This is a genomic window from Paenibacillus sp. LC231 (assembly GCF_001860525.1).
Taxonomy (GTDB): Bacteria; Bacillota; Bacilli; order Paenibacillales; family Paenibacillaceae; genus Paenibacillus_AQ.
This window is the reverse complement of sequence record NZ_JFOM01000012.1, coordinates 104,503-119,434: the sequence shown is the minus strand read 5'-3', so window position 1 is coordinate 119,434 and position 14,932 is coordinate 104,503. Positions and strand designations below refer to the sequence as shown.

10 protein-coding genes and 1 other annotated feature are annotated in these 14,932 nt (G+C 50.5%); all 10 genes read right to left on the bottom strand.

Features of this window, described 5'->3' with window-relative positions; genetic code table 11:
- Nucleotides 1-915: 915 nt before the first annotated feature.
- The 10 genes from metG to AK95_RS08435 all read right to left on the bottom strand — a co-directional run bounded on the left by metG (nucleotide 916) and on the right by AK95_RS08435 (nucleotide 14,852).
- On the bottom strand, nucleotides 916-2,556 hold the full coding sequence (gene metG, locus AK95_RS08480) for a methionine--tRNA ligase (RefSeq protein WP_071219530.1): 1,641 nt from the start codon (nucleotides 2,554-2,556) through the stop codon (nucleotides 916-918).
- A gap of 46 nt (nucleotides 2,557-2,602) precedes the next feature.
- Nucleotides 2,603-2,871: a binding site (T-box leader), on the bottom strand.
- A 324-nt stretch (nucleotides 2,872-3,195) separates the two neighbouring features.
- Complete coding sequence (pdxA, locus tag AK95_RS08475; RefSeq protein WP_071219529.1) at nucleotides 3,196-4,200, bottom strand: 4-hydroxythreonine-4-phosphate dehydrogenase PdxA; 1,005 nt, start codon at nucleotides 4,198-4,200, stop codon at nucleotides 3,196-3,198.
- Nucleotides 4,197-5,498, bottom strand: a complete 1,302-nt coding sequence (locus AK95_RS08470) for a four-carbon acid sugar kinase family protein (RefSeq protein WP_071219528.1) — start codon at nucleotides 5,496-5,498, stop codon at nucleotides 4,197-4,199. Before AK95_RS08470 ends, pdxA begins: the two co-directional genes overlap by 4 nt.
- 15 nt (nucleotides 5,499-5,513) lie before the next feature.
- Nucleotides 5,514-6,503 (bottom strand): 2-keto-3-deoxygluconate permease, encoded by a 990-nt coding sequence (locus tag AK95_RS08465; RefSeq protein ID WP_071219527.1) that lies wholly within the window; start codon nucleotides 6,501-6,503, stop codon nucleotides 5,514-5,516.
- A gap of 238 nt (nucleotides 6,504-6,741) precedes the next feature.
- Complete coding sequence (locus AK95_RS08460) at nucleotides 6,742-8,454, bottom strand: sigma-54-dependent transcriptional regulator (RefSeq protein WP_071219526.1); 1,713 nt, start codon at nucleotides 8,452-8,454, stop codon at nucleotides 6,742-6,744.
- 176 nt (nucleotides 8,455-8,630) lie between these two features.
- Nucleotides 8,631-9,980 carry a glycoside hydrolase family 30 protein gene (locus AK95_RS08455; protein WP_071219525.1) on the bottom strand — a complete coding sequence of 450 codons (1,350 nt, stop codon included), beginning with the start codon at nucleotides 9,978-9,980 and terminating at the stop codon, nucleotides 8,631-8,633.
- A gap of 109 nt (nucleotides 9,981-10,089) precedes the next feature.
- A complete protein-coding gene (locus AK95_RS08450) occupies nucleotides 10,090-11,733 on the bottom strand; it encodes a type 2 periplasmic-binding domain-containing protein (RefSeq protein ID WP_071219524.1) in 1,644 nt (547 codons plus the stop codon).
- Nucleotides 11,734-11,816: 83 nt separating this feature from the next.
- Nucleotides 11,817-12,701, bottom strand: coding sequence for a carbohydrate ABC transporter permease (locus AK95_RS08445; protein WP_071219523.1), 885 nt, complete (start codon nucleotides 12,699-12,701; stop codon nucleotides 11,817-11,819).
- A 23-nt stretch (nucleotides 12,702-12,724) separates the two neighbouring features.
- Entirely contained in the window at nucleotides 12,725-13,714 is a 990-nt protein-coding gene (locus AK95_RS08440; RefSeq protein ID WP_162487557.1) for an ABC transporter permease, read from the bottom strand.
- Nucleotides 13,715-13,832: 118 nt separating this feature from the next.
- Nucleotides 13,833-14,852, bottom strand: a complete 1,020-nt coding sequence (locus tag AK95_RS08435) for a LacI family DNA-binding transcriptional regulator (RefSeq protein ID WP_071219522.1) — start codon at nucleotides 14,850-14,852, stop codon at nucleotides 13,833-13,835.
- Nucleotides 14,853-14,932: the final 80 nt, after the last annotated feature.

Sequence of the window (14,932 nt, the reverse complement as noted above, 5' to 3'; positions counted from 1 at the left end):
GTCTTGCTGGAGGACCTTGCGGACACTGGATCCGTTATTTGCTGATTTTGAGCTATTTTGAGTCCAAGAGACGGACACAAGATCCATTACTGACTGATGTTCATCTTCTTTGATTCCATATGGACAGAGGATCCGTTATTTTGCTAAAATCAGTCTAATTTTGAGTCTAAGCGGACACAGGATCCGCTAATACAACAATTATCACGGATACATCCCGGATTATCTCAAGATAGCGGATCTCATGTCCTCAAACCACTACGAAATGGCCAAAAACACAGAAATAGCGGAACTGCTGTCCTTTAAAAACAAAACACAATCCAGACCCATCAAAAAACTAGATTCTTCAGTCTTTGAGACGTCGACCCTGATGCCATACTTCATCTCTCGTTACTTTGATACCTTAATTCCCTAATTCTCGATTCTCGCTCTCATTGCCCCTTGATACTTTGATTCTCGATTCTCGCTCTCGTTGCCTTGATACTTTGATTCCTCAATCATCAGCTCTCGATACATTAATTACTTAATTCCTCGATCCTCGGTTACCGATACATTAATTACTTAATTACTCAATCGGTTACCGATCCCATGATCCTCAGTTCTCGAGTTCTCAAGTCCTTAAACTCCTTGATCCTCAGTTCTCGAGTTCTCGAGTACTTGACTCCTTGATCCTCAATTCTCAATGCTCGATTCTCCATACCTTAATTACTTAATCCTACACTCTCGTTACCTTGATACCTTAATTCCTCGACTTCAACCCTCCACCCTTGATCTCCAGATCCCTAGATCCCTTGATGCAGCTCCTATTTTATCTCGCAGGGTATCGTACGATTTGCATCATAACGACAGTAGCTCCTCGCGCCCTCCCAACTCCATCTGACTCGCCTTTTGGTGTTTGAGAAACGAAGAGCCCTATCATTAGTGGGACAACTCCCCCAGCCTGCGCGTCTCCTCCTCAATCCGGCTTGGATCGATCCGCTCGAACAAAAGCTCCACCTCATGAATCGGCCTGCCCGCCGGAACGTGGCACCACTCCCACGAAGGCTTCTCCAGCGAGAGAAAACTACGTATCCTATCACAAGAGAAAGGAATAAACGGCTGCAGCAGATTCGCCAAATTGGCTATGATCTGAACACAAATGAACAGCGTTGTCCCGCACGCTTCATGGTCCTCCTTGACCTGAATCCAAGGCTTCTGTTCATCAAAATATTTGTTCGCCAGGCGGACTGTGCTAAAAATGAGTTCCAACGCTTCCTTCAATCGCCCACCCTCTATAAGCGCCCCAGCCTCGCGGTATAGTGCCTCAACTCTGCTCTGCCACTCTTCGGATATACAGCCCTCGGGCACTTTCCCCTCAAACGATTTGTTCACAAACACCAAAGTACGGTTGACGAAATTCCCAAATGCGCCAAGCAGCTCGCCATTGTGACTGTGAATGAACTCCCTCCAGGAGAAATCGGTATCCCGCTTCTCAGGGCCATTTGCAATGAGGAAGTAACGAATGGAATCCGGCTGATAGCGGCTCAACACATCCGGCACCCATATCGCCCAATTCCGACTGGTCGAGAACTTCTTCCCTTCCAGCGTCATGTACTCGCAAGATATGATTCGGTCCGGCAAATGCAGGTCACCGGCACCCTTCAGCAGCGCTGGCCAGATCAGCGTATGAAACGGAATATTATCCTTCCCATGAACATAGTAAGCCGTAATCTCATCCCTCCCCTTGAGCCAAAAGGATTCCCAATCGCCGCCCGTCTCTGCGGCCCACTGCTTGCTGGCGGATAAGTAGCCGCTTACCGCTTCGATCCAGACATAGATTTTCTTATCCTCAAATCCCGGAATAGGCACATCTACGCCCCAGGTCAGATCCCTTGTAGCCGCCCGATCCTGAAGACCTTCCTCCAGATATCTGCGGGTCAGTTGCACCGCATTGTCCCGCCAGCCTTGAGCGTTATTCAGACCATCGGTCAGCTCATCCTGAAAATGCGACAGCGATACGTAAAAATGCTCGGTAGGACGCTCCACCGGAGGGTTCCCGCAAATTTTGCAGGCCCTGTTCGTCAGATCGGACGGATCAAGTATCGTGGAGCAGGCATCGCACTGATCGCCACGGGCCCTACTGCCGCATACGGGGCAGTCTCCTTCCACATAGCGGTCCGGCAGAAATCGTCGATCGGTTTCGCAATACGTTTGCAGCACGATTTTACGGTACAGATGTCCGTTGTCCAGCAGCTTCAGAAACAACTCCTGCACCACCGCGTGATGAAACGCTTGATCGGTTCGCGTATATAAGTCGTAAGAGAAACCCAGCCGTTCGAAGCAATCCACAAACTCCCTATGATACCGATCCGCAATATCCCCGGGAGCTACGCCCTCCTGAATGGCTTGAACCGCCACAGGCGTTCCATGACAATCGCTACCGGATACGTACAGGACTTGATCGCCTTTCGCGCGGAAATAACGTGCCAATACGTCGCCGGGCAAGAGGCTTGCAAGCCTCCCCAAATGTAAGGACCCGTTAGCGTAAGGCCAGGCACCACCGATAAAAATGTTCGTCATGTCAATCTTCCTCCTTTTTTTAGACAACAAAAAAAGCCCTCATCCCAAAAGGGACGAGAGCTTGCCGCTCACGTGGTACCACCCAATTTCATTCATGCCTTGCGGCATTCACCTCTTCGGGTACGACGCATATATCGCGTGTATACCCTAGCACGTTAACGGGTGCGGGATCCGGCACAGCCTACAACCCTTACAGGGTTTCGGTGCACAGCTCAGAGACCATATTCCCCTGGTTCTTTCCTTACCCCTTTTCACCGGCCGGGGCTCTCTGTTCAAAGACGTCGCCAAGGTACTCTTTCTCTTCATTGCTTTTGTCTAACGTTATTCAAGTTACTGGAAATCATACCCGAACATCACGGATGAAGTCAAGGGGACGAATAAGCAGCTTTTTGAGCTCTTTCTCGGCCATCTCGTATCGCCCCCAGTTTCTTCCCCAGCATTCTCCTCTGTTTCGTGTTCGGATTATCCCAGTCAAGAGGTACGAATCCCGTTACATCGAAGAAACCTGAGGAATAAAAAAGATGACCCCGCAGGTGGAGTCATCTTTTTGTTGTGACAGCTGATTCCTGCGGAATCTTCTGCAGTCACTTCGATAAAAAGATAATGGCGGCCGTTATGCACCGCCAAGCAGCAACATCATTACGCTTTAGGCGCCAGTTCCGCCGCCTGACGGATGGCTTCCATCAAGCTTTTCTCGTCGGCGATGCCTTGACCGGCAATGTCGAACGCCGTACCGTGATCGACACTGGTGCGGATAATCGGAAGGCCAACGGTAATGTTGACGCCTGCGTCCAAGCCGAGCACTTTGACGGGACCATGTCCCTGATCGTGATACATGGCCACTACAATGTCAAAGTCACCGCGAACCGTCCGGAAGAACAGCGTATCGGCCGGCAGCGGGCCTACGACCTGGATCCCTTCCGCCTGCGCCTTCTCGACGCCCGGTATGACTTTCTCTTCCTCTTCGCCATATCCGAACAGTCCGTTCTCGCCTGCATGAGGATTAATTCCGCAAACGGCAATCCGCGGAGCGGCGATGCCGGACTTCTGCAGCGTCTCATGAGCAAGCTTGATGACATGGTATACGCGCTCAGGATTAATCGACCGGACGGCATCGAGGATGCCGACATGGGTCGTCACGTGAATAACCTTCAGATTCGGCGCCGACAGCATCATGGAGTAGTCTGTGGTTCCGGTCAAATCCGCCAGAATCTCCGTATGGCCCGGATATTTGTGCCCCCCTTTATGCAGGGCTTCCTTATTCAGCGGAGCGGTGCATATGGCCTGGATTTTATGGTCCTTCGCCAATTCGATGGCTGTCTCCAAAAATTTGAACGCGGCGTGTCCGGCTTCCGGGGCAACACGTCCAATCGGCAAGTCCGCCGGCAGCAGATCCAGATCAAGCACATGAACCGTGCCAAAACGGTAGTCAACCTGCTCGAGCTCATCGGCAGTAATCGCTTCGATAGTCAAGTCACTGCCCACGAAGACCTTTGCCCGCTCCAGTATCTTCACGTCCCCGATCACAACCGGGTGACTGATATGATACATCTCCTCATTCATGAGGCTTTTGAGTATAATTTCAGGACCTACGCCTGCGGCGTCTCCCATGGTAATCCCGATAACCGGTTTATGCTGGCTCATGTTCTCACCTTTTTCTTATTTGTTATATAGTGCAGGGAATCCGCCAGGGATTGATCATTTCCGAAGCCCCCGGCTTTGGTGACGGTCCAGTAGCCTTTTCCCATGCCCTGAAGCCTTCCGAACGGCAGGCCAGGCTCTACTTCCGAATACAACTGCATTTCTCCCATGCCAAGTTCCATACAGATAGCCTTAGCCGTATCCCCGCCGGTTAATACCAACCCTTGGATCTCAGCGTATGCCTGTAAAATGGCCTTTGTCATTATTCCGAGTCCCAGCGAGATCGCTTCGCTTACCTCGGTTGGAGATAATCCCCGCTCATCCCCTGCTTCTTTTGCAAGTCTGCGGTTTTCTTCCGAAGCGTCGACGTACAGGACCAAGCAGCGCTTGTCCATATCCTGAGCGATTTGCTGCAGGACGTCTTCTGTGTCGTAAGTTTCACGAATCAGCGCGGCCGGATCAATCTCCAGCATCAACGAGTCGGGCATGTCCTCGACGGCACAAAGCTGCCGCCGGGTCGTTTGGGACAAGCTTCCTGATACGATCAGCGCTTTATCCGCCTGGGCCCAATCTTGGCTCCCCTCCTCCAAGGAGGTCAGGGACAGGGCCTCCGGCAAGTATTCGATTAATCCAGCGGAACCGGCCCACAGGATCTTCTTATCAAGTTGTGAGAATAATCCCGCTATCGCCTGTAAATCCTCTTCCGTCTCACTATCGCATACAAACCAGGTTTGACCTTCCGAGAGCTTGGATTGGAGCCATGGCAGAAATTGCGCGGCGGACTGCCGCGTTTGACTTGTTGAAATCAGCACCGCCTCAGGCTCTCCCTCCTTCTGCAGCAGTTTGGGGATATAGCTTTCCATGACGGGCGTTTTGGGATCCTTGGCAAACTCCGTCTCGGTAATCAGTACACCTTGAACATAGTGATGTCCCTGTACCGTCGTACGGTTCATTTTGGGAAAAGCCGGGGCGATCAGCACCAAGTCTGGCCGGAATACCTTCTGCACCGCCCGCAATTCCTCTGCAACATTCCCGCGCAGGGTCGAATCCAGCTTCTTGTAGATGTGGCGGCAGCCCTGCTCTTCAAGGAATTGAGCGGCTTCATACGCCGCTTCATAGGCGTCCACACTGCGTTTCGCCCTGCTATCCGTATCCACGATCAACACTTCGGCACGGGTGTCCTGACGGTAATGGCGATGATCGAAAACGACGGTGGAAACCAGCCCCTTCTTCGCCAATTGTACACCCGAGTCATTCGCACCGGTCAGATCGTCCGCGATGATTCCAATTTGTTTTATCACATTTCATCACACCTTCTATGATTCGGCATCTGCTGTATTTGTATCAAATGAGTGCCCTTTCTTCTCTAGACGCTTCACTAAAAACCCGACATATAGAGGAAGCAGGATGGCGGTCGTTACCACGGACGCTGCAACCTGCACCGTCGCGATATCGGTAAATGCTGCAAAGGAAGCATTTGCCGCCCCGATTGCAGCAGGCGTAGCCACGGCATTACCGGCTGTTGAGCCTTCCGCCGCCCCCACGATCGGATTCCATTTCAACGCTTTAAACACAAAGTATCCTGCGGTACCTGTAACAAAAACCGTCAGCAGTCCAAGAATGATACCCGACAAGCCGCCATCCACAATCGCTCCGAAGTCAATGCCCATCCCGAGCGCAAATGCAAAGAACGGAATCAGCATGGAGCTGCCTTTGTCCAAAAACTTGCGCATCTCTTCATCCAGATTACCCAGCACCATCCCTACAATAATCGGAAGAAGAACCGAGATGAAGGATACGAAGGAGAACATGCCGTCCACGAATCCCATGGCGCCGAAGATCGATAAGGCCACCATCGTGAGGAAGGGTCCGTCATTCAGGGCAAGAAGCGAATATGCGGCACGGTCTTCCTTGCTGCCGTATTGGCCTACCAAAGCTACGAACAATCCCCCGTTACTGTTGGTCATCGCCGCAATGACGGCGATCGGCGCCAAACCCAGCCACAATCCGTTCTCTCCGGCAAACAGGTAAGCGATCAGTCCGAATGCTGCGCCAACAACCCACTTCGTGACAAGCAGCGTGGCTCCTTTTCCTACGGATACGCCAAAGGACTTGACGTTAATCTGTGCCCCCGTACAGAGGAGGAACAGCGCAATTAATGTACTTGAACCGTTTACAAATAAAGACTCCGTGAAATTCCCAATTCGGAGTAAATCCGGAGCAAAGGTGTTGATGACTGCTGCAATAAGCAACGGCACCACCATCATACCTCCAGGAATCCGATCCAACGTCGCTTTAATCTTCATTATTGTAACACCCCTCTAATAATTGTTTCAATATTAAACAGTGATTTCACATTGAAATCGCTTGCAGGATTTATTGTAAGTGCATTCAATTAAATTTGCAACATATTAAAGAATAATTGTTGCAAATTTAAACAATCAATGTTTGCGCTTTCGCATACATGCTGAAATATATTCCTCTTTATCCTAATATCTGCCGAAACGGAGGGATCTATTGATCGCAAAACAAAAAAAGCTGAAACTATTGTTTCAGCTTTCTCCACAGGGTCGAACGGTTGATGCCCAGCCGCTCCGCAACCTTTGTCTGATTAAATTGTTCTTCCTCCATAATCGCGTCGATGACCCTCTTCTCGATCTCATCCAGCGTGCCATGAAGAAACTCGGGGCTCATCGCCGCTGACGGATGACCTTCCTTCTTGGCAAGAAGCCGGGAAATGAGCGTTTTGCCGATCACGTAGCCCTTCTCCTCCGTCACTGCATCCTGGAGCAGGATTTTCAGCTCCGACACGTTGCCAGGCCAATCGTACTGGGTCAGCAGCTGAATCGCTTCATCCTTGATCTTGATCGGTGAAGTCCCCAGCGTGCCATGGTAGGACGCAATATAATAAGTCACCAATGGTTTGATGTCGTCCCTGCGATCGCGCAGAGCCGGCACGGCAATCCTTGCCGCCTCCTCATCCAGCAGGAGGGGATGATAATTCGAATCGTCCTTTTCCAGCGAGAGGATAATCGTGAACGCCCGGTTTTTCATCACGTTAATCCACTGCTTCAAATCCGCCATTTCTTCGGGAGCAATCGCATCCAATCCATGGATGTATAGCGTGCGGATGTCTTCATCCCAAGCTTCGTTTTTGTCTTTTTCCGACAAAGCCACAGCCTGCTTACCGGTAAGCCGGACATACAAGCCCTGGCCTTCGTTCTTTCGGTAATGAATATACCGGGAGAGCAGCTGCTTGCCTGTACCGGCTTCGCCGATGAGAATCAGGGCACGGCTGTCCAGATGGTTCTCGATCCGCTGCAGGCAGCCGCTCATCGCCTCGCTTTGCGATATCAACATCGGCAATTGGATCACGGCCTCAACATGATAGCCTGCGGCCTCCCCATTTTGCTTCATCTCGGAAAAAGTGTACAGGTAGTACCGCTTTCCCTGTATTACTTTCAGCGTCCTTTTCTGTTTAAGCTTCCGGGTTCCGTCATCCTGAATCAGGACAGAGGCTCCCGCCTCCCGGTTTAGCCGTAGATCGGCTTGCAAGGCCCCCACCGGGAGCGGACAGGAACCGTAATCCGGCCACTGTTCATATACAACCTGCCCCTCAGCATCCAATACGGCAAGGTTCGCAGCCGTTTCCTCCAGCAGTGCTTGCAGAAAGGATATTTCCCACTGCGTCCGTTCATGCAACCGAAACGCGGATCTGGCCTTTTGAAACGCATCGAAGATGGCCTCGCGCCCGGATTGGATCAGAATCCCTTCCAAATGGTGCTTGGCAGCTGCTTCTATCGTTACCACATCGCCCATGATTAATTCGAAGCCCTTCGCCTTCAGATCCTCCAGCAGCCGATCTACCTCTTCGGCCTTCTCTACCGTGAACACGTCAACCTCGATATCCAGCACATCGGTAATGGCTTTGGCCCCAAGCGTAATATTGGAGAAGCCCACAATGGCTTTTTTGCCTGGAAAATGATTGGCTAAGGTGAGCACGCGCAGCATGTCATAGCCTGAAACATGGACATCGATAACAGGAATGCGCACCTCGGGTTCGATCAACTTGGCCGTACCGCCCCGGCTAATGATCACGTCATATCCTTGGCGTTCGCCTTCCTTTGCCAGAGGAACCGCTTCTAGCAAATTGCCGACCTCGACTTGCACATCCAGCTCCGGCTCTTCCTTCCGGCATTCTTCTATTAAGTGGCTCATTGCGGGATACGGAGCAATAAATAACGTTTTAATGGTCATGATTGTCACCTGTATTTTCTTTGGTAAACCTTATTCTTGTTATTATTCTACCGTTTCTATATGAAATAACCAACTCTATATATGAAAAGACACCCCCGCCAAGGCGACCATCAACCAAAAAGGCTGACGGCGCCGAACAGGGTGCCTTATCTTATCTAACCTATGAAAATGTTACCTCACCCTAACGCCTCTATCAAAACAGATACAGCGCTTTTCGGCGCAAGGCGGAAGTTAAGGTGTTCCGTTCCTCCCAAGAGCAGTGCAGTACTCTCCTCTTGCTCGCTGTCGTTAAACAACACAACGGCAATCGATCCATCCATGTTCTTGAATGCTACCGAACGGATGCACTCATTGCTGGTAGAAGCAATGCGAACCGCTTTCGGACGGATCACCTTACTAAAATGCGCCAGCGCATAGTAGTCCAGCGTATAGGTAAGCTCCTTCGTCTGCTGATTTACCGTGACTATGCCGCGGCAGGTGCTTTTTCCAAAGCCCGGAACGGTAGGGCCGTTCTTCTCGTCCAGCGCCATATTCCACAGCACGTAGGATTTACTGTGATTGCGGAGTATCTCGATTCCGGTTCGCATGACATTGGAGAAGGCCTGTTCAAACGGCGGGATCCACTCCCCGCCCGATCCTTCCGTGAAATGAACCTCTTTCCCCGGAAATGCCTCGAACACTTCCGATTGGGCCGACGGCTTGCCGCCGTACCAGTGCCAAGCGACGCCATCCACAGCGTCACCCGCTTGCTCAAAAACGGTCAACGGGTAGTCCGGCTTGTCCCAGTTGTGGTCATAACAAAGGATTTTTGTATCGATACCGTTCTCCACGAATTGCGGCTTCAGATGATTCTTGATGAAATCGCTTTGCGCCTCGGGCAGCATGAGCATGCCGGGATAATGACCAGGCGAATACAACGCCTCATTTTGCGGCGTGATTGCATAGATTGGCAGCCCGTTGGCTTCATACCCTTTGATGTAACGCACAAAATAATTAGCATACACCGAATAGTATTCAGGTTTCAGCTCTCCGCCGATCATTGACCCGCTCGTTTTCATCCAGCCAGGCGGACTCCAAGGAGAACCCATCAGCTTCACGTCCGGATTCAATCGCAGCGCTTCCTGCAGGAGAGGAATAACGTCTTCCTCGTCATGCGCAATGGAGAAATGCTCCAGCTCTACATCCGCCTGACCCTCAGGCATATCGTTATAGCTGTAGAAGTCACGCGCGTAATCGGATGCGCCCATCGGCTGGCGGAGTACGGATAACCCGATCCCTTCGCTCGGATCGAACAGCTTTGTCATGAGCTCCGAGCGCTGCTTTGTCTCCAGCACCTGATGGATCAGATAAGCAGCGGAGTCCGTGAAGGACGCGCCGAAGCCGTCCATCTCCTGAAACGTCTGCTCCTCATCGATGACAACCGTATGCTGCTGTGCACCCGTAGTTACGGGTATCAGCTGCGCCTTGTCTTTCTTCACGAATAATTCTTCTTCCCCGTTTGACTGGTAGATGGTGATGTTCAGCATGTTGTTTCCCTCCAGGTTTCTTATGTCTTCCTATCCATGGCCTATCAAAGATAACTTGGAAAGAGCCCCTCTCCTGTCGAAAAGGGGCCCTCCCACCATTACAGCAAAGTTATTTCAGCCCCAGCTTCTCTTTGTTCGCCTTCATCTTCTCGTTGCGGACTTCGACGATTTTATCCCAGTTGTTATCGTCCAGGAACTTTTTATATTCGTTCAAGAGACTATCGAAGGCTGCGTCGTCCTTGGAACGAATCATGCTGACGAGCGTGGAGTTCCATTTCGTATTGATGGCCGTCAGGGAGCGTGCTTCCGGTGTCCCCTGATCCGGGTTGATGTTCTCCAAAATAAAGTGCGGCGTCAGCTTGCCTTTGCCCCATTCCTGCATTTGCTTGATCGCATCCGGGAAGGCATCCCCGCTCAGCGCTTTATGGCGGTCATGCCCGAAGAACATAAATTCGCCCATGCGGTAATCCTTTTTAAAGGTATCCGGATTGTTCATCTGAAGATCCTTTACGGCAGGGAGGAACTCCACCGTTCCATCTGCATTCACCTGGTAGGTCTCACCTTCGATGCCGTAATTCATCAGCATTTGTCCTTCTTCGCTTAACAGGTACGTGAAGAGCTGAATGGACTTGGCAGGATCTGCATTATTTTTCGTAATGAAGCTGATCATCCAGCCCGTGATACCGGATTGATTCAGCGTCGGCTTACGTCCTGCCGTGCTTTGCGGTCCGTCAATTGCGATGTATTCTTTGCCTTTGTTGTTGCTGTAGAAGCTCTGCAGGTTTCCGCCCTGCTGCGGCGTGCCGTCCAGCATGATCGTTGCGTATTTGCCCGCCTTTACCTTCTCTTCAAAAGCCGTTCCGTCATCGGCAAAGCTGTCATCGCTGATCGCGCCGTCCCGATATACGGTATTGAACGCCTTCACCCAAGTCAGATAATCTTCATCCAGATTACGGTTATAAAAACCGCCATTCTCCTCCAGCGGTACGCCGATGAAATCCTGCAGCACGTCGCCAAGCGAGCCCGTTCCTTCGCCGATGGAGTTGAATCCAAGTGGAATCAGAGCAGGGAATTGCTTCTTGATATCAGCAAGAACGGTCCGGAATTCCTCCGGCGTTCCCATAGCAGGCTTACCTAACGCTTCGTAAACATCCTTGCGGATGATAAATGCCGTTTTGGCTGGAATGTTACCGCTGTCATAATCCTCCTGGGTATTGGAGTAGTTCGGATATCCGTATGTCTTGCCATCCTTCAATTGGAACCAGTTGAGGGTATCCTGCGCCGCTACTTTATTGAAGTAAGGGTCGTATTTCTCGGCCAGATCGTTCAGCGGCAGCGCCCATGTCGCCGCCTTCTGCACAACCGGAGAATTGGAGTCAAACGTCGTAATCAGATCCGGCATGTCCCCGCCGGCAAAAAACGTATTCAGCTTGGTGTCGTCACCCGTGATAAATTTAATATTGATGTTCAGGTCTTCCTTAATCTTTTTAGTTACAACGTCCTTGCCAAAATCCGTATTCCACCAATCCGCATTCACGTACCACGTAAGCTCGGTTGTCTCTTCTTTTTTATCCAGCTGCCAAGCCGGCGTCTCGGCATTCGGTGTATAACGATCCTCGATCGAAACCCAATTTTCCTTCTTGGAGCCGGAATTCCCGCCCGACCCGCCGCAGCCGCTCACAACCAGCACAACCGCCATCAGTGCCGTAATCAGCGTAAGTCCTTTCTTGCCAAAAGCTTTGTTCATCAACATCCTGTAACCCTCCCTTTGAATAAAAGCGCTTACTTTTCAGACCCTGACTTGCTTCTGTTCCGCCCCTTTAAAGAGCAGTTACTCTACTCTTTAACAGCTCCGAGCATCATGCCGGAGATAAAATATTTCTGTAATATTGGATACATCACAACAATCGGCAGCGTCGTCACGACAATTGTTGCTAGTTGGACCCCTTTGGTGGTCGTCTGAATCGCAACCGAACCGATATTTTGCATCGATTGGGTCTGAGACTGCACAATAATCTCATACAGCATCATCTGTAACGGATACAGCGACTGATCGGTGATATACAATTTGGTGGTCATAAAATCATTCCACTGCCCCACCCCGTTAAACAGGGCAATCGTCGCCATAGCCGGCATGGAAAGCGGAATGAAGATGCTCAGGAAAATTCTCCAGTCGCCCCCGCCGTCGATCTTCGCCGACTCTTCCAGCGAATCCGGTACGTTGCGGAAGAAATTCATCAGAATGATGACGTCATAAAAGCTTAACAGGGCCGGGATAATATAAACCCAGAAGCTGTTTAACATCCCCAAGTCCTTAATCAACAGGTACGTCGGAATCATGCCGCCCGAGAAAAACATGGTGACGACACCCATCGCGACGTAGAACTTGCGGCCGCGTACGTATTTTTTGCTCAAGCCGTAACCCACCATGGCACAGAAGAACACGTGCGTGATAACCCCGATCACGGTTTTGGCTACCGAGATGAAGAAGGCGTTCCATATATTCGCATCCCGGAACACAGCCTGATAATTCTCAAGCGAGAATTCGGTTGGCCAGAAGATGAACCCGCCCTCGGCAAGGGATCTGCCCGAGCTGAAGGATGAGACGACGACGTTCCATAACGGAACCACGATGATGATGGTAAACGTAACCAGTAAAATGATGTTGATCGTATCAAAGATCCGGCTGTCGAGATCCCCTTTTGCTGCTTTGAAATTCACCGTTATACCCCCTTCTGCATGACCTATAGAACAGATTGATTATCGTTTAATTTACTGGTCACCTTATTCGCCGTAACGAGCAGAATGACGGAGATGATGGATACGCCCAAACCAACGGCTGTGGCATAGGAGAAATCGCCCTGCGTCATACCCATCCGGTACACGTACGAGTTAATGACTTCGGCCTTTTCCCGGTTCTGCGAATTCATGAGCACCAGGGTTTGATCCAGATTTGATCCCAATAAACCGCTTACAGTAAGAATCAGATTCAAGCTGATAATCATCTTCATGTTCGGCAGGGTGATGTTCCAGATCTGTCTCAAACGGCTGGCCCCGTCGATTCTTGCGGCCTCGTAGTAGGTAGGATCGATCTTCGCCATGATCGCCAGATACAGAATCGTTCCCCAGCCGGCCTCTTTCCAAATATCCGACAGCGTTGCAATCCACCAATACTTGCTTGGATCAAGCAAAATGTTTTGCGGCTGCGAGATCAGCCCCAAAGCAAGCAATATTTCGTTGAACAGGCCGGATGTCGAGAACCAAGTAATGAGCATGCCGCCCAATACGATCCAAGACAAGAAGTGGGGCAGGTAGGAGACGGTTTGGACGAATTTTTTGAAGCGCCCCATGCCAACCTCGTAAATCATGATGGCCAGAATGATCGGAATGACAAAGCCGATCGCCAATTTCAAGAAGCTGATGCCCAGCGTGTTGACAACGGAATCCCAAAAATACTTGTCCGACAAAATAATCTTGAAATTGTCCAGGCCAACCCACGGCGCGGAATCCAGCGTATCGATAACGGTGTAATTTTTAAACGCAATCGTCAAACCGTAAATCGGTATGTAGCAGAAGATGAACATGAAGATAACGCCGGGAATGATCATCGATTGAAGCTCCCATTGCCGCTTGTAATCCATAAAGAATTCCTTGATCCTCTGCCCCATCGCCTTTTTCCCGGTAGGTTGAACCGGGCCAGTGCCGGTTGACTGAACTGCAGCTGTTTTGCTCACCTGCTTAGCCTCCTTTGATACAAAACCGTCATAAAAACGTTTTTATTTTGGGCGAAAAAATGCCCTGATTTTATTGAATCATTTTAAAAAAATGACTTGGTAAGTCTCGTCTCTTGGCTTAACCCAATTCATTCCGATTCATCTTCACATGACTGGAGCCGCGAACGACCAGCTCTCCCGGAAGCTTCTGAATCTTGCCCTTCTCTTTCTTCTGAATCATGCGCACCAGATGGTCCACGACCAGAATCCCCTGTCTGGCAATCTGATTGCGTACGGTTGATAAAGGCGGCGTAAAATACTGCGCGATATCGATATCGTCAAAACCTACGACGCTGACGTCCTGCGGAACCTCGTATCCATGGGACTTCAACGCCCGAATACAACCGATGGCACTCACATCATTACCGGCAAGAAACGCGTCCGGCACTTTGCCAGGGTGTAGGTGAAGGAACGATTTGACGGCGTTATAGGAACCTTCTTCCTCAAAATAGCCTTGCAGTATGTAGTCTCCGTCGATCGGGAACTGGCACTCCCTAAGCGCGGCCAGATATCCTTCCTTCCGTTGCACGCTGTCAAACATCGTATCCACGCCGGATATGTAGGCGATTTTCTTATGTCCCAGGCTGATCAGGTACTTGGTTGCTTCATAACCGGCTACGTAAGAGTCGAATATGATGCTGCCCATCGTCTCACTCTGAACCTCGCGATCCAGGAAAACGGCCTTAATCTTGTCCTTCTCCATAGCAGCGATGTCTCTATCGTCGATCTTCAGCTCTTCAAAGATAATGACGCCATCCACCCGGCCGCCCATAATATTGCTCATGATTATCTGCTTATCCTTCGTCACGAATACGTTCAATCCATAACCCAGACGGTCACATTCCCGTGACATCGACTCCACCAATGTGTAGAAGTAAGGCCCTGACACGCTTGTCGTAAAGAAGCCCAGCATCTTGGTCTTCCCCGACTTCAACAGCTTTCCGTTCAGGTTAGGCACATAATTGAGTCGCTCCGCCACCTTCAGCACATGGGATTTGGTCTCCGGGTTCAATACATCCACATCGTTCAATGCATTCGAAACCGTAGAAATGGAGACGCCAGCTTCTCTTGCCACATCCTTGATTGTTACTTTACCCATATAACCATTCCAATCTTCCTTTGCGATAAAAACGTTTTTATGTACATAAGTTACCACATACATGAGGTGAACACAATGCT